Source organism: Rhodobacter capsulatus (assembly GCF_005144475.1).
GTDB classification, from domain to species: Bacteria; Pseudomonadota; Alphaproteobacteria; order Rhodobacterales; family Rhodobacteraceae; genus Rhodobacter; species Rhodobacter capsulatus_C.
On sequence record NZ_SWJZ01000039.1, the window covers coordinates 1 to 22,180 of the forward strand.

Consider the following 22,180-nt stretch of genomic DNA (forward strand, 5'->3'; position numbering starts at 1 on the left):
AAATATCCCCGCCGGAGGCTCCCACCGCGGGTGATTTCGCGCCTTTCGAAAGCCGGGCGTGCCGTGTAGGGTCGCCGCCATGAGCCTGCCCGCCACCGTCACCTTTTCCGAAGATCAGGCCGAAGCCTGGGATGCCGTCGCTGCCGCGCTGGAACGCGCGGGGGTCGATCTTGTCGATGGCACGGTGATGCCCGAGGGCGGCGAGCCTTCGGTGATGGCGGTGATCGGCAAGGCGGGCTCGGGCAAGACCCTGCTTCTGGCCGAGCTTTACAAGGCGCTGGAGGCGACCGGGGTCGAGCTGGTCTCGGGCGATTGGGAGGGCAAGCGGCGCAAGGACCGGCGCACGCTGGCGATTCTGGCGCCCACCAACAAGGCTGCCTCGGTGCTGCGCTCGCGCGGCGTGCCTGCGACCACCATTCACCGCATCCTGTACACCCCGGTCTATCACCCGGAATATGAACGCATCGCCGAATGGCTGGCGGGGCAGGGCGAGCGGCCCAATCTGGACCTGTTGCGCATCGAGGGGCTGACCGATCTGGCGCTGGATCGGGCGAAGGCGTTCTACGAGACGAACAAGTCGATCCCCGGCGCGCTGGCCGCGGCGGGGCTGCGCGGGTCGGATTTCATCTCGGGCTGGAAGCGGCGCGATGATCCGCTGGATATCGGCTTTGTCGATGAAGCCTCGATGCTGGATGAGCGCCAGTTCGACGATCTGAAGGAAATCTTCCCGACGCTGGTCCTGTTCGGCGATCCGGCGCAGCTGGCCCCGGTGAACCAGTCCGGCCACATGTCGTTCGAACGCCTGCCCGAGGCTTCGGTGCATGCGCTGCACCGCATCCACCGCCAGGCCGACGACAACCCGATCCTTGATCTGGCGCATGCCCTGGCCGACGAGCGCCTTGATTTCTACACTTTCGAGCGGATGGTCGAAGAGGCCGCCCGGCGCGATCCGCGGGTGGTCCGGGCCGAGCGGGTCGAAAGCGATCTGATGGCGCGCTCGCCGGTGCTGGTCTGGCGCAATGCGACGCGGATCCGGCTCATTCAGGCCTTCCGCAATGCCCATGGCGCCCCCGCCGATGCGCTTTTGCCCGGCGAGCCGCTGATCTGCGACGGCATCGAATTGCCGCTGAAGCATCGCAAGAAGCGCATCGATCTGGAAGCCCGCGGCCTGATCAAGGGGGCGCAGGTGATCTATCTTGGTCCCGGCCGCAAGCCCGGCTTTTCGCGGCTGCATGTGATCGGCGCCGAGGATCCGCGGCTGTCCGCCGCCTCGATCGTGAAGATCGAGATGCCGGACGAGGAAGAGCCCTTCATCCCCTTTGCCGCGCGGATGGGGGCGACCTTCCTGCATGGCGCCGCCGTCACCATCCACAAGGCGCAGGGCAGCCAATGGCCCGATGTGCAGGTCTTCGCCCCCGACATCTATGCCGCCTTCCGCACCGGGCGGTCCGAGGCGGGCATTCCGCTGTGGAAGCGGCTGGCCTATGTGGCGATCACCCGGGCCGAACACCGGCTTTTGTGGATCACCAAGGCGATGCTGGCGCGGCCCTCGGCGCCCTTGGGAATCGACGATCTGCCCAGTGCCGCCGCGGTGCTGACGCTTGCCCCCGAGGAAGAGTGAGGCTTTTCCTTTTCGTTGCCGCCGCCTAATCTGGCCGCAACCCCAATCTGCCCCGCCCCATGGAGGCCCGCGATGCGTTGCGTTTTCGTCCAGTTCCGTTGCCAGCCCGGCAAGACCTATGCCGTGGCCGATGCCATCTATGAACGCGAGGTGGTGAGCGAGCTTTATTCCACCTCGGGCGAGTTCGACCTGATCGCCAAGGTCTATATCCCCGAAGAGGCCGATGTCGGCCATTGGCTGAACGAAAAGCTGTTCGGCATCGAGGGCATCGCCCGCACCCTGACGACGATGACCTTTCGGGCGTTCTGAAGCGGTCAGGAATTGCGGATCAGCCGGAACGCCGCCGCCGCCGCCCAGCCCGCAAAGATCGCCAGACCCAGCGACAGAAGCCCGTAGGCCAGCGGCTGTTCGCGCGACAGGACATAGGTGAAGCGTTCCAGACCGATCCGGCGCACCTTGATCGGCGCCCAGGTCTGGTCGATCACCTTGCCCTCGCGCAGAAGATACATCCGCGCGGTGTAATCGCCCTCGATCAGGTTCGCGGGCAGATCGAAATCGGCGCGAAACAGCGTGTCCGCCGCCAGCGTCACCGACCGTTCCAGCACGGAATAGGCCCCCGAGCCCTCGCGCAGACGCAAGAGCGCCTCGGCGAAGGGGCGGCCGTCGCTGCGGCCGAGCGGCCCGGCATAGGCCTCGACCGCGACGGGCACGGAAATGCGTTCCGTCGCATCGGTCTCGGGCGACAGGATGCGGTCGAGCGGCGCCGAGGAGGCGACGGCATAGAAGCTGGGCACCGAGTCGATCACCATCTTGTCGCTGTTGACCCAGATCCCCATTTCCCGGGTCTTGCGCCGCACCGTGACCTTTTGCGGCGGGCCTTCCAGCGTGACGATGACGCCCAGTGGCCCCTCGGGTTCCGGCGCGTCGCGTTTCACCGCGCCGAAGATCAGGATCGAGGAGCCGTCGAAAGCGGCGGTGATGCCGATGTTGTCGGCGCTGATGCCCGCCACGACGCGCTCGGCCCGGGCGGGCAGGGCCAGCAGCAGCAGCAGCAGGAGCGCGCGCAGGATCATCGCGAGGCCCCCGTCTGCAGGCTGTAAAGCTCGGTCGGGGGCAAGACCAGATCAAGGCCCAGTTTCAGCGCGACGGCCAGCACCAGAAGCGCCAGCAGGATGCGCAGCTGTTCCGCCTTCAGCTTCGCGCCGAGGCGGGTGCCGATCTGCGCCCCCACCACGCCGCCGACGATCAAGAGCAGCGCCAGCAGCACATCGACCGACTGGTTGGTGATCGCATGCAGAAGCGTGGTGAAGGCCGAAACGATCAGGATCTGAAACAGCGAGGTGCCGATCACCACCTTGGTCGGCATGCCGAGCAGGTAGATCATCGCGGGCACCATGATGAAGCCGCCGCCCACCCCCATCACCGCGGCCAGAACGCCGACCGCCATGCCGATGACGAAGGGCGGAATGACCGAGATGTACAGCCCCGAGGTGCGAAACCGCATCTTGAAGGGCAGCCGGTGCACCAGCTTGCGGCTTTGATCGCGCGACCGCACCGCCCCGGGCCGGTTGGCGCGGCGCAGGGCGCGGATCGATTCCTGCAGCATCATCGCGCCGATCCCGCCCAGAAACACGACATAGGCCAGCTGCACCGCCAGATCGACCTGACCAAGCCGGGTCAGCCAGTTGAAGACAAGGATGCCAAGGCCCGAGCCGAGGATCCCCCCCGCCTGCAGCACCATCCCCATCGGCACATCGACCGCCTTGCGCCGGAACTGCGCCAGCACCCCCGAGACCGAGGAGGCGACGACCTGATTGGCGCCGGTGGCCACGGCGACGGTGGGCGGGATGCCGATGAAGAACAGAAGCGGCGTGATGATGAAGCCGCCGCCGACGCCGAAAAGGCCCGAAAGCAGCCCGACAAGGCCGCCCAGACCCAGCAACAGGAAGAGGTTGACCGATACCTCGGCAATGGGGAGGTAGATCTGCATGGGTGTCCGACGGCTTGGTTGCCCCACCATGCCCCGTGCGGCATAGCGTAGCAAGAGGGGCTTACCGTAACGTTATCGAGACTGCAGGAACCGCCGCAGGATCCGCTCGAATTTCGCCGCGCCAAGGGGGGCCATTGCCTTGGTGTGGTCATGGCTGATCGCTTCGGAGGACAACCCCGCGCCCATGTTGGTGACGATCGACACCGCGGCCACCCGCAGGCCGAGGAAGCGGGCCAGGATCACCTCGGGCACGGTCGACATGCCGACCGCATCGGCGCCAAGCACTTTCGCGGCGCGGATTTCCGCAGGCGTTTCAAAGGAGGGGCCCGAAAACCAGCAATAGACGCCCTCGGGCAGGGCGATGCCCTCCGCGGTGGCGGCGGTTTGCAGCGCGGCGCGCAGCTGCGGATCATAAGCCTCGGTCATCGGCACGAAGCGGGCATCGCTCGGCTCGCCGATCAGCGGGTTCGTGCCCGCGAAAGCGATGTGGTCCGAAAGCGCCATCAGATCGCCCGGGCCGATGTCGTCGCGCAACGAGCCCGCGGCATTGGTCAAAAGCAGTTCCGAACAGCCCAGATCGCGCAGGATTTCCAGCGGCAGCCGCATCTCGGCCGGGTTGCCGCGTTCGTAATAATGCGCCCGCCCGCCAAAGACCGCGACGCGCACGCCCTCCAGCTGGCCGATCACCAGCTTCGGATTGTGCCCGGACACCCCCGCATGGGGAAAGCCCGGCAGCTCGGCGTAATCGATGCCGCAGCCCTCCACCTCCTCGGCGATATGGCCAAGGCCCGAGCCGAGGATCAGCCCGATCGCGGGCGGTTCCGCCCCGGCGCGGGCGCGGATCAGATCGGCAAGTTCAGCGCTCTTTGACATAGGGTTGGCCTCCGGCACGGGGGGGGATGGCGCGGCCGACGAAGCCCGCCAGCACGATCACGGTCAGAAGATAGGGCAGCGCGTCAAGGAAGGAGACCGGGATGGTCAGGCTGCCCGGCAGCGCGGCGTCGATCACGTCGGGGCGCAGGGCGAGCGCCTGCAGGAAACCGAAGAGCATCGTCGCCCACAGCGCCTGCCACGGCCGCCATTTCGCAAAGATCAGCGCGGCAAGCGCGATGTAGCCGCGCCCCGCGGTCATTTCGCGGCCGAAGCCCGCCTGCAGGGATGTCGCCATATAGGCCCCGGCGATGCCGCACAGAACCCCGGTCAGCGCCACGGCGGTATAGCGCAGCCGCACCACCGAAACCCCGGCGGTATCGACCGATTCCGGGTTCTCGCCCACCGCGCGCAGCCGCAGCCCGAAGCGGGTGCGATACAAAAGCCACCAAGTCAGCGGCACGGTGGCGAGCGCGAGATAGACCAGCAGTGACTGCCCCGAGATCACCTTGGCATAGAAGGGGCCAAGGAAGGGCACGCCCGAGAGCGCCTCGGCAAAGGGCAGGGTGATCGCGCCGAACCGGGCCTCGCCCATCAGCGGCGGCGTGCGGCCGCCCTGGCCGAACAGCGTCTGCGCGATCAGGATCGTCGCGCCCGAGGCGACGAAGTTCAGCGCCACGCCGGAAATCAGCTGGTTGCCGCGGAAGGTGATCGAGGCCAGCCCATGGATCGCCGCGAAAAGGAGCGAGGCGAAGATGCCCGCGCCCAGCCCGATCCAGGCCGAGCCGGTCAGCGCCGCCACCGCGCCCGAGGCCATCGCGGCCATCAGCATCTTGCCCTCCAGCCCGATGTCGAAAATGCCCGCGCGTTCGGAATAAAGCCCGGCGATGCAGGCCAGCAGAAGCGGCGTGCCCAGCCGCAGCGTCGAGCCGAGGATCTCGATCAGCGTCATGTAGTCCATCACGCCGCCCCCCCGATGCGTCTGGCCGCGGCCAGCCGGAAGGCGGGGGCCAGCATCATCCGCACCATCGTGTCCAGCGCGCCGGTGAACAGGATCACCAGCCCCTGCAACAGCGTGCGCAGCTCGATCGGGATCGTGGTCCAAAGCCCCATTTCCGCGCCGCCCTGATAGAGGACGCCGAACAGCAGCGCCGACAGAAAGACCCCCAGCGGATGGTTGCGCCCCATCAGCGCCACGGCGATGCCGATGAACCCGGCCCCTTCCGAGGCGTTCTGCATCAGCCGCTCTGCCTCGCCCATGACGTTGTTGACCGCCATCAGCCCGGCCAGCGCGCCCGAAATCAGCATCGAGACAAGGATGACCCGGGTGGGCGAGATCCCGGCATAGACCGCGGCGCTTTCGGATTTGCCGAAGGCGCGGATCTCATAGCCAAGCTTCGTGCGCCACAACAGCGCCCAGACCGCGAAACAGGCCGCGATCGCCAGAAAGAACGAGACATTCGCCGGCACCTGTTTCGAGAAGATCAGCGACAGGCCCGGGATCTCGCCGAAGCTTGGCAGATGCGCTGCGGCCGGGAACCGTGCCGTGGCCGGGTCCATCTGGCCCACGGGGCGCAGCACCTCGACCAGCAGATAGACGATCAGCGCCGCGGCGATGTAGTTGAACATGATCGTGGTGATGACGATATGGCTGCCGCGTTTCGCCTGCAGCCAGGCCGGGATCGCCGCCCAGGCCGCGCCGAAGGCCGCCGCGCCCAGGCTGGCCGCGATCAGCGCCACCGACCAATGCGGCCAGTCGACCGCCAAAAGCACCAGCGCGACGCCAAGGCCGCCCAGTTGCGCCTGTCCCTCGCCGCCGATGTTGAACTGGCTGGCGTGATAGGCGACGGTGACCGCCAGCCCGGTGAAGATGAAAGAGGTGGTGTAGTAAAGCGTGTAGCCCCAGCCATAGGCGGAGCCCAAGGCGCCCTTGACCATCACCGAGACCGCCTCGATCGGGTCGCCGCCGATGCCCAGGACGACCAGCGCCGAGATCAGCGCGGCCAGCGCCAGCGAGATCAGCGGCACCAGCACCAGATCGGCCCAAGCCGGAAGTTTCTCCATCACGCCGCCCCCGCGGTGCTGGCGACCCCGGCCATCAAAAGGCCCAGTTCGCGTTCGTTCGTCTCGGCGGGCAGACGCTCGCCCATGATCTGGCCGTCGAACATCACCGCGATGCGGTCCGACAGCGACAGGATTTCGTCCAGCTCGACCGAGACCAGCAGCACCGCCGCCCCCGCGTCGCGCAGCGCGACGATGCGGCGGTGGATGAATTCGATGGCGCCGATATCGACCCCGCGCGTCGGCTGACCGACAAGCAGCAGCACCGGATTGCGCTCGATTTCCCGCGCCAGCACGATTTTCTGCTGATTGCCGCCGGAAAAGCTTTTCGCGGGCAACATCGGATCGGGCGGGCGCACGTCGAAGCGGTCCATCTTGCCCAGGGTGTCGCGCAGGATGGCGTCATTGTCCATGAAAAGGGCATTCGCCTGATAGTCCGGCGCCGCATGGTAGCCGAAGGCGACATTTTCCCAGGCCGTGAAATCCAGGATCAGGCCCAGATGGTGGCGATCCTCGGGCACGTGCGAAATCCCGATCTGCCGCCGGGTCTGGCCCGTCGCCCCCTTGCCCGCGGCGGGGATCTGCACGCCATCAACCGCGATCGTGCCGCCGACCTTGCCCTTGGCGAAGCCGCCCAGAACTTGCAGCAGTTCCGACTGGCCGTTGCCCGCAACCCCCGCGATGCCAAGAATTTCCCCCGCGCGGATCGTCAGGCTGACGCCCTTGAGCCGGTCGACGCCCTGCGCATCGGTGACGTGCAGATCATCGACCCGCAGCACCTCGCGCCCCGGAGTGGCGGGGCCCTTCGGCACATGCAACAGCACCTTGCGGCCCACCATCAGCTCGGCCAGCTGCTCGGGGCTGGTTTCGGCGGTGGGGACGGTCGCCACCATCTCGCCGCGGCGCATCACCGAAACCGCGTCGGTGATCTCCATGATCTCGCGCAGCTTGTGGGTGATCAGGATGATCGTCTTGCCCTGCGCCTTCAGCCCGCGCAGGATGCGAAACAGATGGTCGGCCTCGTCCGGGGTCAGAACCCCCGTCGGCTCGTCCAGAATGAGAATGTCGGCGTGGCGATAGAGCGCCTTGAGGATCTCGACGCGTTGCTGATGCCCGACCGAAAGCGCCTCGATCAGGGCGTCGGGATCGACGTCAAGCTCATAATCCCGCGCCAGATCGGCCAGTGTTTTCCGCGCCTTGGCCAGCGAGGGCCGCAGCAGGGCCCCGTCTTCGGCGCCCAGGATGACGTTTTCCAGAACCGAGAAGTTCGGCACCAGCTTGAAATGCTGGAACACCATCCCGATGCCCGCGCGGATCGCGGCCTGGCTGTCGGGGATCACGGTGGCGCGGCCGTCGATCAGGATTTCCCCGGCATCGGCGCGGTAAAAGCCGTAAAGGATCGACATCAGCGTCGATTTGCCCGCGCCGTTCTCGCCGACGATGCCGTGGATCGTGCCCGGCATCACGCGGATGGAAATGTCCTTGTTCGCCTGCACCGCGCCGAAGGATTTCGAAACCCCCCGCAGCTCGATCGCAGGCGGTCTGGCCGTGGGGGCGGCAGTTGCCTGCCGCCCCGTTTCGGTTGCCGATGCCATCAGTTCACCGGGCAGGTGTTGTCCGTCATGTAGTCGTGCACCTTGATCTCGCCCGACTTGATCTTTTCGGCGGCGGCATCGACCGCGGCCTTCATCTCCGGCGTCACCAGCTTGGCGTTGTTGTCATCCAGCGCATAGCCGATGCCGTCGTCCTTCAGCCCGGCGACGACCTTGCCGGTCTGCATCGCGGCGCCTTCCTTGAAGGCGTCATAGATCGTCACGTCGACGCGCTTGATCATCGAAGTCAGGACCTTGCCCGGATGCAGGAAGTTCTGGTTGCTGTCGACGCCGATGCCCAGGATGTTTTCATCCGCGGCGGTCTGCAGGATGCCAAGCCCGGTCGAGCCTGCGGCGGCAAAGACCACGTCGGCGCCCTGCGCGATCTGCGCCTTGGTCAGCTCCGAGCCCTTGACCGGGTCGTTCCAGGCCGCGGGGGTGGTGCCGGTCATGTTGTAGACGACCTTGATCTCGGGTTTCGCCGCTTTCGCGCCCTGCGCATAGCCGCATTCGAACTTGCGGATCAGCGGAATGTCCATGCCGCCGACAAAGCCCACGGTGCCGGTCTTCGAGGCCATCGCCGCCATCATGCCGACCAGATACGAGCCCTGTTCTTCCTGAAACACCACCGAGCGCACGTTCGGCTGATCGACCACCGCATCGACGATGACGAATTTGGTGTTCGGATAGTCCGGGGCGACGGTGTTGAGCACGTCGCCAAAGGCGAAGCCGGTCATCGCGATCGGGTTCGCGCCCGCCTCGGCGAAGCGGCGCAGCGCCTGTTCGCGCTGGGCCTCCGACTGCATTTCCAGTTCCTTGAAGGTCGCGCCGGTCTCGGCCGCCCATTTCTGCGCGCCGTTGAAGGCGGCTTCGTTGAAGGATTTGTCGAACTTGCCGCCCAGATCGAAGATCAGCGCCGGACCGGCCGCAGCGGTGGCATCCGCGGCGGGGGCGGCGGCGGCCGGAGCAGCTTCGGTGGCGGGGGCGGGTTGCGGGGCGGAAGACGCTCCGGGCTTGAGGAAGAGGGCATACCCACCGACCGCAGCCACCGCGAGGAAAGCGACGGTTCCCAGCAAAACGTTCTTCATGACATCTCTCCTGTCGACTATGGCCGCCGGTTCTGGCGGCCTCTGTCCGTTTCGGTCCGCCCGGCGAGGATGGGCAACCCGCCGCCGATAGGGCCAGAACCGGGGCAGGGGGTCAAGGGGGACTTCGCGGCACGGCCTCAGCCGCGCGACAGGTCGCATCCCAGCACCAGCGCGTCTTCCGCCGTGCCGTCGGGGGCGTGGTAATAGCGCTTGCGCCGCCCGGCCTCGACCCAGCCCGCCTGCCGGTAGAGCGCCTGCGCCGGAAGGTTTCCGGCGGCGACTTCCAGAAAGCCGGTCGTGGCGCCGCGGGCCCGGGCGGTGGCGGCAAAGCCGGCCAGAAGCCGCGCCCCCATGCCCTGCCGCCGCGCCGCCGGATCGACGGCGACGGTCAGCAGTTCGGCCTCGTCGGCGATCACCCGGCCAAGCAGGAAACCGGCGGGTTCGGTCAGCAGGAAACAGGGCGCAGAGCCCAGAAAATCGGCAAATTCCGCGGCCGACCACGGCCGGGGCGTGGTGAAGCAGCGTGCATGCAGATCGGCCAGGGCATCGGGGGTCATCAGTCGAGAAGCACCGGCGGCGGGTCCGAGGGCGGCGCGGCATCGGCGCCGCGCAGGTAAAGCGGTGCGGGGCGGGGCTGCGGCGTGCCGCATTTCGCGGCCGCGACCAGCGCCACCGCCACGGCCAGCGGATGGCGGGGGGCAAGCGGCGCCGAATGGGGCAGGGCCAGGCCGATCACCGGGACCCCGGCCAGACTCTCGGCCAGATCGGCGGCGGGGCTCAGGGTCGGGGCCTCGGCCTCCGTCGCGGTGAAAAGCTGCGCATAGGCCTCGTCGCGCCGCGCATCCAGCGCCACCGCGACCGGGCGGGGGGCATCCTCGGCGAGCGCCTCGAAGACCGAAACGCCCACCGCCGGGATCCCCAGCCCCAGCGCCAGACCGCGGGCGGCGGCGACGGAAATCCGCACGCCGGTAAAATTGCCCGGCCCGGTGCCGACGCCAAGCGCGTCAAGGTCTTTCCAGCCCAGACCCGCGTCACAGAGCAGCTCTTCCAGCAGCGGCATCAGCCGTTCGGCCTGCCCCTTGGCCATGTCTTCGACGCGGGCGGCCAGAACCGTGTTGCCCCGAACCAAAGCGGCCGCGCAATGCGCGGCCGAAGTGTCGAAGCCCAGAACGAGCGGCTCACTGCGCAACGGCGCGGACCTCGCTCACTTCCGGGATGTAGTGGCGCAGCAGGTTCTCGATCCCCATCTTCAGCGTGTAGGTGGAGGACGGGCAGCCGGCGCAGGCGCCCTGCATGTGCAGATAGACCACGCCGCGTTCGAAACCGTGGAAGGTGATGTCGCCGCCGTCGCGCGCCACCGCCGGGCGCACCCGTGTATCCAGCAATTCCTTGATCTGGGTGATGATCGCCCCGTCTTCGCCGGTCTCGGCGCCGCTTTCGGTGTGGCCGCCCGCGGCCGCGCCCATCAGCACCGGCTGACCCGATTGATAATGTTCCATGATCGCGCCCATGATCGCGGGGCGGGCATGGGCCCATTCGGTGTCCTCGTCCTTCGTCACGGTGACGAAATCCGAGCCCAGAAACACCGCCTTCACCCCCGCGACGCGGAAGATCCGGCCCGCCAGCGGCGAGACCTGCGCGGCCTCCGGGCTGGTGAAATCGGCGACCCCCTCGGGCATCACGTCAAGGCCCGGCAGGAATTTCAGCGTGGCGGGGTTCGGCGTGGTCTCGGTCTGGATGAACATCGGATGCCTCCTTGGCTTGCGCCTTATATGCGCTTGCCGACCGAAACCGTCAAGATTGACGCCCTATGTGATCGATTCCAGCCGTTCCTTGGACATGTCGCCCGGAACGATGGTGAGCGGGATCGGCAGGTTGCCCGAGGACCGCGACAGCTGCGTCACCAGCGGCCCGGGCCCGGATTTGTCGGTTCCCGCGCCCAGCACGAGAACGCCGATTTCCGGGTCTTCGCGCACCAGCGCCATGATTTCGGTCACCGGATCGCCCTCGCGGATCACCAGCTCGGGGTTCACCCCCTGCTTGTCGCGCATCCATTTCGCGAAGACCTCGAAATGCGCGGTGATCGTCTCGCGGGCTTCGGCACGCATGATTTCCGCGACGCCGATCCAGTGCTGGTAGTCGTCGGGCGGGATCACCGACAGGATGGTGACGCCCCCGCCCGTATGCGCCGCCCGCATCGCGGCATAGCGCATCGCATTCAGACATTCGCGGGTCTGGTCCAGCACCACGAGAAACTTGCGCATCCTGTCCTCCGGATTGCGGGCATCATGGACCGGAACCGGCGTGTTTGGCAACCGGGTCAAAGCGGGGACGACAGCGCCCAGTCCATGTAGATCTCGCGGATGCGTTTCGTCATCGGGCCATGGGCATAGGTCACGTCATCGAAGCCCGTCACCGGCGTCACCTTGCCGAAGTTGCCCGAGAGGAACACCTCGTCGGCCGCCCGCACGTCGTCCAGCGTCAGCACGGCTTCGCGCACCTCGACCCCCGCGGCGCGCAGGTTCGCCATGTGCCGTGCCCGGGTGATGCCCGCCAGGAAGGTGCCATTCGCGACGGGCGTCAGCACCACGCCGTCACGCACGATGAAGACGTTCGCCGTCGCCGATTCCGCGACATTGCCCATGGCGTCCTGCACCAGCGCATTGCCGAAACCCTTGCGCTTCGCCTCGACCAGCATCCGGGCGTTGTTCGGATAAAGACAGCCCGCCTTGGCGTTGCAGACGTTGTCGGCCAGCACCGGGCGGCGGAATTGCGTCGTCGTCAGGGTCGTCGTCTTGTCGGCGGGCGGCATCGGCACCTCTTCGAGGCAGAGCGCGAACCCCGTCGCGCCCTCCTGCGGGGCCACGCCCAGATCGGAGCCGTCGAGCGCCCAATACATCGGCCGCACATAGACCGCCGCGCCTTTCGCATATTTGCGCAGGCCTTCGCGGGCGATCTCGACCATCTCGGCGGGATCGATCGTCGGCGTGATCATCAGCGCCGCGGCCGAGCGGTTCACCCGCGCGCAATGCAGGTCAAGGTCGGGCACAAGCCCGTCGAACAGCCGCGCGCCGTCGAAAACCGACGAGCCCTGCCAGATGCCGTGATCGGCCGCGCGCATGACGGCGATGTCGCCCTCGTGCCAGCGTCCCTCGAACCAGGTGCGGATGTTCGTTCCGAATGCCATGACGGTCTCCTTTGTCGGGCGCGACCCTAGCCACAGCCGCGCCCAAAGGTCCAGAGACCGGATTGTATCGGGGACACGGATCAGTTCGTGATCGTGTCCGCCGTCCGCGCCAGACCCAGCGTTGAGCCGAAGAGACCGAGGATCGTCCGGGTGTTGACCAGCGGGCTTTCGGTGGCCAGCACGAGATCGTTCGACTGCACCTCGAAATTCTGTGCCGAGAACAGCCCCTCGGAGGAGGTCAGATCCATCGAGAACACCACCCGGGCATTCTGTGGCCCCTGCGCGACCTCGCTGCGCACCGCGCTGGCCGGATATTCGCGCAAGATCAGCACGCCCTTGGGGTTGGCGCGGGTGTCGCTGATGCCGCCTGCCAGCGTCACGGCTTCCAGCGCGTTCACGTGATCCTTCGGGAAGGGGATGATCTTTTCCACCCCCGAGGCGCCGAGCGCCAGGAAGCTGCGATCGTCCTTGAGCACCATCAGCTTGTCGCCTGGCCGCAGCCCGGCATCCAGCGCCGGATCGTCCAGCACGCGCGAAAGCGAGGTTTCATAGACCTTGCCGCCGCGGTAAAGCCGCAGCTGCGGGTTCTCGATCGCGCCCTGCACGCCGCCCGCTTCGGAAATCGCGCCGAGCACGGTCAGCGAGCGGTCGATCAGCGGGATCGTGCCCGGGTTCGACACGCCGCCGATCAGCGAGACGGCATTGCCCTTGCCGGGCGTGGCGGCCAGCTGCACCTGGGCCTCGGGGATCAGCGCGGTGACCGATTGCTGCACCTTTTCGCGCGCCGCCTCGACGCTGAGGCCCGAGACCTTCACCGCGCCGACATAGGGCACGAAGATCTGGCCGCTGTTCGAGACGGTGGTGGGAGCGATCTGCGTCGTGGGGGCGCCCTCGCTGGTCAGCAGCTTGTTCTGCCCGCCTTCCCAGATCGCCAGCGACACCGTGTCGCCCGCCGCCAGAACCTGCCCGGCGCCGCCGCTGCCGCCCTTGACCCAGGACCGCCGGTGCGACGCGACCTTGCCCGCGGGCCAGTGCGGCAGATCGGCGAGCAGCTTTGAATCGACGGGGTAATGCGAAAATTCCGGGGTCTTGTCGGAAGCGTTCTTCAGGATCTCGCTTTGCATCGCGGCGCCGCGTGGCAAGGTGCAGCCCGAAAATGCCACAGCCAGCACCACGGCGAGGACGAGTCCCGGTTTCGAAGCCATTCAAGTTCCCCCGTTTCCGCGCCGCGCATCGGGTGCTAAGGCTCGTTGCAGCGACGAGTCAGCAGATCCACGGCAACCAAGTCTATGCGGTCATTCATGTCAAACCTCAAGCCAGAGTTTCCGCGCCTGCTTGTTCTGGGCGGATCCGGGCGGCTGGGCGGGCTGTTGCGCCGGGTCTGGAGCCTGCCCGGCAGCGCCGCGCCGCAGGCGGTGTGGCAGGCGCGCAGGCCCGGGGATTTCGCCGGTTTTGGCGGCCCGACGGTGGTGTTCGATCCGCTGGCAGAGCCCGAGGCGCTGGCCCGCGCGGTGGCGTCGGCCGCGGCGGTGCTGCTGCTGGCCGGGCCGACCCGGGGCACGGCGGCGGAGATGGCGGCGCATCGCGATCTGGCCGCGGCGGTGCTGGACTGCGCCGGGGGGCGGCCGGTCTTGCTGGCCTCTTCGGCGGCGGTCTATGGGCGGCCTGCCGGGCGGCTTTGCCACGAGGACGACCCGCCCGCGCCGGTCTCGGACTACGGCCGCGCCAAGGTGGCGATGGAGGCGGTGGCCGCGGGGCGGCCGGGCGCGGTGGTGCTGCGCATCGGCAATGTCGCGGGGGCGGATGCGCTTTTGGGTCAGGCCGCGCCGCCGGGCGGGCGGCGGCTGCATGTCTTTGCCGACGGTCTTGCGCCGCGGCGCAGCTACATCGGGCCGCAGGCGCTGGCGCGGGCGCTGGCGCGGCTGGTGCGGCTGTCGGTTGGCGGGGCGGCGGGCGGCGGGGCGGCGCTGCCCGGGGTGATCAATCTGGCGCTGCCCGGGGCCGTGGGCATGGAGGCGCTTTTGCGCGCGGCGGGGGAAAGCTGGCAGGCCGATCCCGCCCCCCCCGAGGCGATCGCCACGGTGGAGCTGGCGGTCGCGCGGGCGCTGGCGCTGGGCCTCGTGCCCGATCTGCCGGTCACGGCGGCGGGGCTGATCGCCGATCTGCGGTTCGAGGAGGAACGGGCATGACGCTGACGAAGCGGCTTTTCGACATCGGCTTTGCGCTGCTGATCCTGCCGGTGATCGCGCTGATCGCGGCTTTCGTGCTGCTGGCGCTGGCGCTGACCCAGGGCCGCCCCTATTTCTACGCCGCCGAGCGGATGAAGACGCCCGACACCGCCTTTCGGCTGTGGAAGTTCCGCACCATGACCGTGGTCGCCACCGATGCGGGTGTTTCAGGGGGCGACAAGGCCGGGCGGATCACCCCGGTCGGCCGGATGCTGCGCCGCTTCCGGCTCGATGAGCTGCCGCAGCTCTGGAACATCCTGCGCGGCGACATCAGCTTTGTCGGGCCGCGCCCGCCGCTGCGCTCTTATGTCGAGCGCTTCCCGGATATCTATGCCGAAGTGCTGAAATCCCGTCCCGGCGTGACCGGGCTGGCCTCGATCCACTACCACCGGCACGAGGAATGGCTGCTGGCCCGCTCGCGCAGCGCCGAGGAGACCGACCGCCTCTATTGCCGCATCTGCATCCCGGCCAAGGCGAAGCTGGACCTGATTTATGCGCGTCATGCCTCGGTCTGCCATGATTTGCGGCTGATCGGGCGCACCATTGCACGGATGATAAGCTGATTGCCGCCGATGGCGCGTCCTTTTTGCAATGGTTTAGCTGGCAGGCGCTGTTTTCGGATGCATCCCGTTGACCGATGCGGGGCACAGGGTATGCTGCAGTCGCAATACATATATCGGAGCGGGGCTGGCGGTGCTCTTGAAGTCCATTATCTCGCTCAGCCGCAGGCAGAAGTCGTCGATCCTGATGGCGATCGATCTGATGCTGGTGCCGCTGAGCTTTTGCCTTGCGCTGGTGCTGCTCAATGACGGCGCCGCCCTGCTGCCGCTTTTGCGGGCGCATGCGCTGGAGCAGCCGCTGCTGATCGCCGAAGCCGGGGTGCTGAGCGGGCTTCTGGGCCTGTCGCGGATCAAGCTGCGCGAATATCAGGGCGAGGCGGTGGTGCGCTCGGCGATCCTTGCCTCGGTGCTGGCGGTCAGCTCGGCGGTGCAGTCGAAACTGGCCGCGGTCGAGCAGTCGCCCGGGCTGCATGTGGTCTTCGGCCTGCTCTATTTCACCGCCTTCTTCTTCACCCGGCTGGCGCTGACGCGGATCCTGACGGCGATCTATCGCAATTCCCGCACCCTCTCGCGCGTGGCGATCTATGGCGCGGGCCGCACCGGCATGGCGCTGGCGCGCGAATTGCGCAACAGCGACGATTTCGTCGTCTGCGCCTTTCTGGACGACAACGCCACGCTGGCGGGCATGACGATGAACGGCGTGCCGATCCATTCCGGCGTGCACGCGGCGCGGGTGATCGAGCAATACAAGATCAATCAGGTCATCCTTGCGATGCCCTCGGTCTCGACCGACAAGCAGACCTTCCTGTCGCAACGGCTGGAAAAGCTGGGGCTGCAGGTGCACAGCCTGCCCGCCTTCACCCAGATCCACGGCGGTCAGGAACTGCTCGACCTGATGCGCCCGGTCGGCACCGCGGCGCTGTTGTGCCGCGACCCTCTCAACCATGAGCTGACCGCGGGCCGCAACGCCTATCGCGATGCCAATGTGCTGATTTCCGGCGCCGGCGGCTCGATCGGGCTGGAGCTGTGCCGTCAGGTCGTGGCCTGCCGTCCGAAGACGCTGGTGCTGTACGAACTCTCGGAACTTGCCCTTTACAACGCCGAGGCCGAGATGCGGCTTCTGGCCGAAGCGACCGGCGTCGAGATCGTCTCGGTTCTGGGCTCGGTCGCCGACCGGGTGCAGGTGATGCAGGTGCTCGACCGGCATGGCATCGACATCGTGCTGCATGCCGCCGCCTACAAGCATGTGCCGCTGGTCGAGATCAATGCCCGGGCGGGCATGGCGAACAATGTGCTGGGCACGGCCGTGCTGGCGCGGGCGGCGCGGGATGCGCAGGTCAAGCGCTTCGTGCTGGTTTCCACCGACAAGGCGGTGCGGCCGGGCAATCTGATGGGCGCCTCGAAGCGGCTGGCCGAGCTGATCGTGCAGGATCTGGCGGCGCGGCCGGGGCGGACGGTGTTCTCGATCGTGCGCTTTGGCAATGTGCTCGGCTCTTCAGGCTCGGTCGTGCCGCTGTTTCAGGAACAGATCGCCCGCGGCGGTCCGGTGACGCTGACCGACGAACGGGTGACGCGCTATTTCATGACGATCCAGGAGGCCTCGCGGCTGGTGCTGCTGGCGGGCTCCTTCGCCGAGGGCGGCGAGGTCTTCGTGCTGGACATGGGCAAGCCGGTGAAGATCATCGATCTGGCGCGGCGGCTGATCGAGACCTCGGGTTTCACCGTGCGCGATGCGCGCAACCCCGATGGCGATATCGAGATCGTCACCACCGGGCTGCGTCCGGGCGAAAAGCTGCACGAGGAGCTGATGGTGCGCAAGGGCGCGCAGACGACGGCGCATCCGAAGATCATCTCGGTGCGGGAAGATCACCTGTCGGAACTGGCCACGGCGGCGGCGCTGCGCGATCTGCGCGAGGCGATCGACCGCGGCTCGGAGACCGACGTGATCGCGGTGGTGGCGCGGGCGGTGCCGGAATATGCGCCGCAAAGCCTGCCCGCTTCGGCGCTGCAATGTCAGGTCGTGCAGGCGCAGCGCAACGAGCAGGCGGCGGACCTGCCCGCCGAATGACTCAGGCAAACGGATCTTCCGGGTAGCCCACGCCGCAAAGGTAAAGCCCCTGCGGCGGACAGACCGGCCCGCAGGCGGCCCGGTCGCGCGCGGCCAGCGCCCGCCTGACATCCTCGGGCGCCCAGGCGCCTGTCCCCACCCGTTCCAGCGTGCCGACGATCGAGCGCACCTGATTGTGCAGGAAGCTGCGCGCCCGCAGATGAAACCGAACTTCCTGTCCGGTCGGCAGGGCGATTTCCTCGATCGTGATTTCGTCGAGCGTCTTCACCGGCGATTTCGCCTGACACATCGCGGCGCGGAAGGTGGTGAAGTCGTGCAGCCCGATCAGATGGGCGGCACCTTCCCGCATCGCCGCGACATCGAGCGGGGTCTGCACCTGCCAGACCTTGCCGCGCTCATGCACCACGGGGGCGCGGCGGCTGACCAGCCGGAACAGATAGCGCCGCTCGCGCGCGGAAAACCGGGCGTGGAAATCGTCACCCACGCGCGCGCAGGCCACGATCGCCACCGGAGCGGGGCGCAGATGGTGGTTCAGCGCCTCGGACAGCCGGAACGGGTCCCAGTCCTTCGTCAGATCGGCATGGGCCACCTGCGCCGTCGCATGCACCCCGGCATCGGTCCGCCCGGCGGCGGCAATCGTGTGATCGCCGGGTTCGAGCCGCGCCAGAGCAGCCTCCACCGCGCCCTGCACCGAGGGCAACACGGCCTGCCTTTGCCACCCGGCAAAGGGGCCGCCATCATATTCGATCCTGAAGGCAAATCTGGGCATGTCCCGGCGATAGCGCGGCTTTGGGCTTTGCGCAATGCCCCCGGGGGTGCGCTGCTTTCCCCTCTGTGAATCGCTTCGGGCAATGCCTATCTTCGGCGCAACCAGAACGACCGGGAAAGGCAGCGCAGTGGGCATCAGCGACCTTGCCGAGGACATCGGCCGCAGCATCGAGGGGCTTGGCTCCTCGGTTTCCGAAGCCCTGTTCGAGCCGGTGATCCGGCTGGGCGTCACCGGGCTGTCGCGCGCGGGCAAGACCGTCTTCATCACCTCGCTGGTGGCCAATCTGCTCGACCGCGGCCGGATGCCCGCGCTGACCGGGGCGGGGCGGATCCGCGCCGCCTATCTGAAACCGCAGCCCGACGACACCGTGCCGCGGTTCGACTATGAAAGCCATCTCGCCAGCATGACCGGCGCCCATCCCGCCTGGCCCGAGGGCACGCGGGCGGTTTCGGAACTGCGGCTGAGCTTCCGGCTGCAGCCTTCGGGGATGCTGGGCGCGCTTTACAAGCCGCGCACCGTGCATCTGGATATCGTCGATTATCCCGGCGAATGGCTGCTGGACCTTGGGCTGATCGACAAGACCTTCGAGGAATGGTCGGCGGGCGTGCTTGACCGTCTGCCCGGCCGCCCCGGATCGGATGCGTTCCTGCAAACGCTGGATGAGATCGACCTTTACGCCCGCTTCAGCGAAACCGCGGCGAAGGCGCTTTCCGAAGCCTTCACCGCGCATCTGATCGCCTCGCGCGAGGCCGGGTTTTCCGATTGCTCGCCGGGGCGGTTCCTGTTGCCGGGCGAAATGGCGGGCTCGCCCGTGCTGACCTTCGCGCCGATCCCGCCCGCCACCTATCCGCGCGATTCCTTGGGGCGCGAGATGGAGCGCCGGTTCGAGGCCTACAAGCGCGAGGTGGTGCGGCCGTTCTTCCGCGATCACTTCGCCCGCATCGACCGGCAGGTGGTGCTGGTCGATGTGCTCGGCGCCATCCATGCCGGGCCCGCGGCGCTGGAAGATCTGCGTCAATCCATGGCGGCGATCCTGACGGCCTTCCGCCCCGGCGTGCCCGGGTTCCTGTTGACGCTGTTGGGGGCGAAACGGGTCGAACGGATCCTGTTCGCTGCGACCAAGGCCGACCATCTGCATCACATCCAGCATGCGAAACTGACCGCGATCACCGAGGCGCTTTTGCGCGAGGCCAAGGACCGCGCCAGTTTTGCCGGGGCCGAGACCGCGGCGATGTCGCTGGCCTCGTTGCGCACGACGACCGAAGACATCATCCCCCATGGCGGCGAGGACCTGCCCGCGGTGCGCGGGCGCTTGGCCGATGGCCGCTCGGTCGCGCTTTATCCCGGCGAATTGCCCGCCGATCCGGCCGAACTCCTGACCGCCGCCCGCGACGGCGCCGAGGAGTGGCTCGATGCCGATTTCGGCCTGATGAACTTTGCGCCCGCGCCGGGTGTGCTTCGCCCGGGCGAGGGCCCGCCGCATATCCGCATCGACCGCGCTGCCGAATTCCTGATCGGGGACAAGCTGTGAAACGACCTGTCATTCTGGAACTGGACGCCCCGCCCGCCTCGCCCGCCGAGGCGCCGCCGGTGATCGATCAACCCGCTTTCGACGCCGCCCCGCAAGGCCGCGCCATGCAGATCGCGGCGAAACTGGCCGCCCGGCCGCGCTCGCGCCTGACGCGGTTCTTCTGGCAGGCGACCGGGGCGCTGGTGGGCTTCCTGATCGGCGTCGCGCTTTGGAATTTCGTCACCGGGCTGTTCGCTGCCAATCCGATGCTGGGCTGGGTGGCGACCGGCCTTTTGATCCTGTTCCTGATTGCCTGCGCCTTGGTGGCCCTGCGCGAACTGACCGCCTTCGCCAAGCTTGGTCGGCTCGACAAGCTGCATCAGGAGGTGATCGAGGCGGGCAACCGCGATGATCTGCGCGCCGCGCGCAAGGCGGTGGACCGGATGGCGAAGCTTTATTCCGCCCGGCCCGAGATGAAATGGTCGCTCGCCCGCCTGCGCGAACGCGCCCCCGAGCAGCTTGATACGCAAACCCTGCTGCGCCTGACCGAAACCGAGCTGATGGCGCCGCTCGATGCCGCCGCGCGTCTGGAAATCGAGGCCGCCGCGCGCACGGTGGCGACGGTGACGGCGCTGGTGCCGCTGGCGCTGGCCGATGTGGCCACCGCGCTGATTGCCAACCTGCGGATGATCCGCGGCGTGGCGGAAATCTACGGCGGCCGCGCGGGCAGCCTTGGCGCGCTGCGGCTGGCCCGCACGGTGATGACGCATGTGATCGCGACGGGCGCCGTCGCCGCGGGCGATGATCTGATCGAGACGATGACCGGGGGCCATCTGGCCGCGAAAATCTCGCGCCGCTTCGGCGAGGGCGTGATCAACGGCGCGCTGACTGCCCGCGTCGGCATCGCCGCGATGGAGGTCTGCCGCCCGATGCCCTTCGCGGCCCTGCCGCGCCCGAAAGTCACGCAGCTGACCGGCGGCGCGCTGAAAGGCGTCTTCACCAGATCGAAAGACGAAGACTGACGCCTTCGTTTCTTCTTGGTCCAAATACGCCCTTTCCCCGGCCGGGAAGGGGCGGCTCAGCGCAGATTGGGCACCGCCCCGGCAGGGCGGCCCACATCCTCGACCCCCATCCGCAGCCCCTTGCCGATCCGATGCGCCAGCGCCGACCAGCCCGCCGCCGCCACCGGGTCAAGCGTGTCGTGCAGCACCGCGTCAAAGGTCGCGAGCCAAAGCGGGAAATGCCCGCCCTCGACATCGCCCGCGCGGCGATGCGAGATCATCGGGCTGCCCTCGTAGCCCTGCATATGCAGGATCGAGCCTTTCCAGAACCGGGCGATCTTCGCCTCGTGATGCGCCCAGTCGGTCACATGCGCGGCAAAGATCGGCGCCAGATCGGGATGGGCGCGGACGCGGGCATAGAACTCGGCCACCACGGCCTCGATCTGGGCCTCGGTGACGGGGAAACGGGGGGGCGGGGGCGTGGACATGGGCCAAGGATACACCGCCACCGCGGCGCGTCCAGTCAGCCCGCGTCGAAAAGGTCGGTCTGGACCGGAGTTTGCGCGACCGGCTGCACCGGCGCCTCCAGCCCCAGATGCCGCCAGGCCCGATGGCCGAGCATCCGGCCGCGCGGGGTGCGCTGAATGAGCCCCTGCTGCAAAAGGTAAGGCTCGATCACCTCTTCGAGCGCATCGCGGCTTTCGGAAAGCGCGGCCGAGAGCGTCTCCACCCCCACCGGCCCGCCGCCGTAATGTTCGGCCATGAGCATCATGTAGCGCCGGTCGGCCCCGTCCAGCCCCAGATGATCGACGCCGAGCCGCGTCAGCGCATTGTCGGCCAGTTTCCGGGTCAGCCGCCCGTCGCCCTCGACCAGCGCGAAATCGACGACGCGGCGCAAAAGCCGCCCGGCAATCCGCGGCGTGCCGCGGGCGCGTTTGGCGATCTCGCGCGTGCCGTCCGGGTCGGCGGGAATGCCCAGAAGCCGCGCCCCGCGCGAGACGATCAGGTCCAGCTCGTCCTCGGTGTAAAATTGCAGCCGCGTCGGAATGCCGAAGCGGTCGCGCAGCGGCGTCGTCAGCAGGCCCAGCCGCGTCGTCGCGCCGACCAGGGTGAAGGGCTGCAGCTCGATCCGCACGGTGCGCGCGGCCGGGCCCTCGCCGATCACCAGATCCAGCTCGAAATCCTCCATCGCGGGGTAAAGCACCTCCTCGACCGCCGGGTTCATCCGGTGGATCTCGTCGATGAAAAGGACGTCGCGGTTTTCAAGGTTCGTAAGGATCGCCGCCAGATCGCCCGCCCGCGCCAGAACCGGGCCGGAGGTCATCTTGAAATTCACGCCAAGCTCGCGGGCCATGATCTGCGCCAGCGTGGTTTTCCCAAGCCCCGGGGGGCCGTGAAACAGCGTGTGATCCATCGCCTGACCGCGCATCTTCGCGCTTTCGATGAAGACGCGCAGGTTCGCCCGCGCCTCGGCCTGGCCGACGAAATCCTCCAGCACCTGCGGCCGCAGGGCGCGGTCGGCGTCCTCGGGCAGGCGGTCGGGGCGGAGGGTCGGATCGGGTTCGGTCATGCGGTGCTTTCAGACAAGGGTGGGGGGGGGGGGGGGCCCCCCCCCCCCCGCGGTTATAGAATAAA

General features: G+C 67.8%; 23 protein-coding genes. 7 read left to right on the top strand and 16 right to left on the bottom strand.

All coding sequences use genetic code 11. From position 1 onward, the window contains the following. The first annotated feature begins 79 nt into the window (after nucleotides 1-79). Complete coding sequence (locus FBT96_RS10090; RefSeq protein WP_136906260.1) at nucleotides 80-1,621, top strand: ATP-dependent DNA helicase; 1,542 nt, start codon at nucleotides 80-82, stop codon at nucleotides 1,619-1,621. 72 nt (nucleotides 1,622-1,693) lie between these two features. After that, complete coding sequence (locus tag FBT96_RS10095) at nucleotides 1,694-1,930, top strand: Lrp/AsnC family transcriptional regulator (RefSeq protein ID WP_055213199.1); 237 nt, start codon at nucleotides 1,694-1,696, stop codon at nucleotides 1,928-1,930. Nucleotides 1,931-1,935: 5 nt separating this feature from the next. On the opposite strand, the gene FBT96_RS10100 is transcribed toward FBT96_RS10095, so the two are convergent. From FBT96_RS10100 to FBT96_RS10160, 13 genes are all read right to left on the bottom strand, one after another. After that, on the bottom strand, nucleotides 1,936-2,694 hold the full coding sequence (locus tag FBT96_RS10100) for a TIGR02186 family protein (protein ID WP_136906262.1): 759 nt from the start codon (nucleotides 2,692-2,694) through the stop codon (nucleotides 1,936-1,938). Beyond that, the gene (locus FBT96_RS10105) at nucleotides 2,691-3,611 is read right to left on the bottom strand and encodes a sulfite exporter TauE/SafE family protein (RefSeq protein WP_136906264.1); all 921 of its coding nucleotides are present in this window, start codon (nucleotides 3,609-3,611) and stop codon (nucleotides 2,691-2,693) included. The genes FBT96_RS10100 and FBT96_RS10105 overlap by 4 nt, the downstream gene beginning before the upstream one ends. 72 nt (nucleotides 3,612-3,683) lie before the next feature. Further along, nucleotides 3,684-4,484, bottom strand: coding sequence for a purine-nucleoside phosphorylase (locus FBT96_RS10110; RefSeq protein WP_136906266.1), 801 nt, complete (start codon nucleotides 4,482-4,484; stop codon nucleotides 3,684-3,686). Beyond that, nucleotides 4,468-5,442, bottom strand: coding sequence for an ABC transporter permease (locus FBT96_RS10115; protein ID WP_136906268.1), 975 nt, complete (start codon nucleotides 5,440-5,442; stop codon nucleotides 4,468-4,470). The genes FBT96_RS10110 and FBT96_RS10115 overlap by 17 nt, the downstream gene beginning before the upstream one ends. Continuing rightward, nucleotides 5,442-6,545, bottom strand: coding sequence for an ABC transporter permease (locus FBT96_RS10120; RefSeq protein ID WP_136906270.1), 1,104 nt, complete (start codon nucleotides 6,543-6,545; stop codon nucleotides 5,442-5,444). Before FBT96_RS10120 ends, FBT96_RS10115 begins: the two co-directional genes overlap by 1 nt. Then, the gene (locus FBT96_RS10125) at nucleotides 6,545-8,137 is read right to left on the bottom strand and encodes an ABC transporter ATP-binding protein (protein ID WP_136906272.1); all 1,593 of its coding nucleotides are present in this window, start codon (nucleotides 8,135-8,137) and stop codon (nucleotides 6,545-6,547) included. The genes FBT96_RS10120 and FBT96_RS10125 overlap by 1 nt, the downstream gene beginning before the upstream one ends. After that, a complete protein-coding gene (locus FBT96_RS10130; protein ID WP_136906274.1) occupies nucleotides 8,137-9,222 on the bottom strand; it encodes a BMP family lipoprotein in 1,086 nt (361 codons plus the stop codon). Before FBT96_RS10130 ends, FBT96_RS10125 begins: the two co-directional genes overlap by 1 nt. Nucleotides 9,223-9,359: 137 nt before the next feature. Then, on the bottom strand, nucleotides 9,360-9,779 hold the full coding sequence (rimI, locus tag FBT96_RS10135) for a ribosomal protein S18-alanine N-acetyltransferase (protein ID WP_136906277.1): 420 nt from the start codon (nucleotides 9,777-9,779) through the stop codon (nucleotides 9,360-9,362). Next, nucleotides 9,779-10,411: a tRNA (adenosine(37)-N6)-threonylcarbamoyltransferase complex dimerization subunit type 1 TsaB gene (gene tsaB, locus FBT96_RS10140; RefSeq protein ID WP_136906279.1), complete on the bottom strand. Its 633-nt coding sequence runs from the start codon at nucleotides 10,409-10,411 to the stop codon at nucleotides 9,779-9,781. The genes rimI and tsaB overlap by 1 nt, the downstream gene beginning before the upstream one ends. Continuing rightward, nucleotides 10,401-10,967 (bottom strand): NifU family protein, encoded by a 567-nt coding sequence (locus FBT96_RS10145; protein WP_136906281.1) that lies wholly within the window; start codon nucleotides 10,965-10,967, stop codon nucleotides 10,401-10,403. Before FBT96_RS10145 ends, tsaB begins: the two co-directional genes overlap by 11 nt. Before the next feature lie 63 nt (nucleotides 10,968-11,030). Next, complete coding sequence (locus FBT96_RS10150) at nucleotides 11,031-11,486, bottom strand: universal stress protein (RefSeq protein WP_136906283.1); 456 nt, start codon at nucleotides 11,484-11,486, stop codon at nucleotides 11,031-11,033. 56 nt (nucleotides 11,487-11,542) lie between these two features. Beyond that, nucleotides 11,543-12,409: a branched-chain amino acid aminotransferase gene (locus FBT96_RS10155; RefSeq protein ID WP_136906285.1), complete on the bottom strand. Its 867-nt coding sequence runs from the start codon at nucleotides 12,407-12,409 to the stop codon at nucleotides 11,543-11,545. 80 nt (nucleotides 12,410-12,489) lie between these two features. Beyond that, nucleotides 12,490-13,614, bottom strand: coding sequence for a polysaccharide biosynthesis/export family protein (locus tag FBT96_RS10160; RefSeq protein ID WP_136906287.1), 1,125 nt, complete (start codon nucleotides 13,612-13,614; stop codon nucleotides 12,490-12,492). A gap of 96 nt (nucleotides 13,615-13,710) precedes the next feature. Here FBT96_RS10160 and FBT96_RS10165 point away from each other — a divergent pair, with 96 nt between their 5' ends. The 3 genes from FBT96_RS10165 to FBT96_RS10175 all read left to right on the top strand — a co-directional run bounded on the left by FBT96_RS10165 (nucleotide 13,711) and on the right by FBT96_RS10175 (nucleotide 17,265). Further along, on the top strand, nucleotides 13,711-14,598 hold the full coding sequence (locus FBT96_RS10165) for an NAD-dependent epimerase/dehydratase family protein (RefSeq protein ID WP_136906289.1): 888 nt from the start codon (nucleotides 13,711-13,713) through the stop codon (nucleotides 14,596-14,598). Then, the gene (locus FBT96_RS10170) at nucleotides 14,595-15,200 is read left to right on the top strand and encodes a sugar transferase (RefSeq protein ID WP_136906291.1); all 606 of its coding nucleotides are present in this window, start codon (nucleotides 14,595-14,597) and stop codon (nucleotides 15,198-15,200) included. Before FBT96_RS10165 ends, FBT96_RS10170 begins: the two co-directional genes overlap by 4 nt. 130 nt (nucleotides 15,201-15,330) lie before the next feature. Beyond that, the gene (locus FBT96_RS10175; RefSeq protein ID WP_249306426.1) at nucleotides 15,331-17,265 is read left to right on the top strand and encodes a polysaccharide biosynthesis protein; all 1,935 of its coding nucleotides are present in this window, start codon (nucleotides 15,331-15,333) and stop codon (nucleotides 17,263-17,265) included. Between the two features lies 1 nt (nucleotide 17,266). Here FBT96_RS10175 and truA read toward each other — a convergent pair whose 3' ends face one another. Next, the gene (gene truA / locus FBT96_RS10180; RefSeq protein WP_136906293.1) at nucleotides 17,267-18,034 is read right to left on the bottom strand and encodes a tRNA pseudouridine(38-40) synthase TruA; all 768 of its coding nucleotides are present in this window, start codon (nucleotides 18,032-18,034) and stop codon (nucleotides 17,267-17,269) included. 127 nt (nucleotides 18,035-18,161) lie between these two features. Between truA and FBT96_RS10185 the strand changes: the two genes are divergently transcribed. Both FBT96_RS10185 and FBT96_RS10190 read left to right on the top strand, forming a co-directional pair. After that, nucleotides 18,162-19,565 (top strand): YcjX family GTP-binding protein, encoded by a 1,404-nt coding sequence (locus tag FBT96_RS10185; RefSeq protein ID WP_136906295.1) that lies wholly within the window; start codon nucleotides 18,162-18,164, stop codon nucleotides 19,563-19,565. Further along, nucleotides 19,562-20,566: a YcjF family protein gene (locus FBT96_RS10190; RefSeq protein WP_136906298.1), complete on the top strand. Its 1,005-nt coding sequence runs from the start codon at nucleotides 19,562-19,564 to the stop codon at nucleotides 20,564-20,566. Before FBT96_RS10185 ends, FBT96_RS10190 begins: the two co-directional genes overlap by 4 nt. 56 nt (nucleotides 20,567-20,622) lie before the next feature. Here FBT96_RS10190 and FBT96_RS10195 read toward each other — a convergent pair whose 3' ends face one another. Together FBT96_RS10195 and ruvB are read right to left on the bottom strand one after the other, a co-directional pair. Continuing rightward, nucleotides 20,623-21,033: a group III truncated hemoglobin gene (locus FBT96_RS10195; RefSeq protein WP_136906300.1), complete on the bottom strand. Its 411-nt coding sequence runs from the start codon at nucleotides 21,031-21,033 to the stop codon at nucleotides 20,623-20,625. Nucleotides 21,034-21,068: 35 nt separating this feature from the next. Continuing rightward, a complete protein-coding gene (gene ruvB, locus FBT96_RS10200) occupies nucleotides 21,069-22,115 on the bottom strand; it encodes a Holliday junction branch migration DNA helicase RuvB (protein WP_136906302.1) in 1,047 nt (348 codons plus the stop codon). Nucleotides 22,116-22,180: the final 65 nt, after the last annotated feature.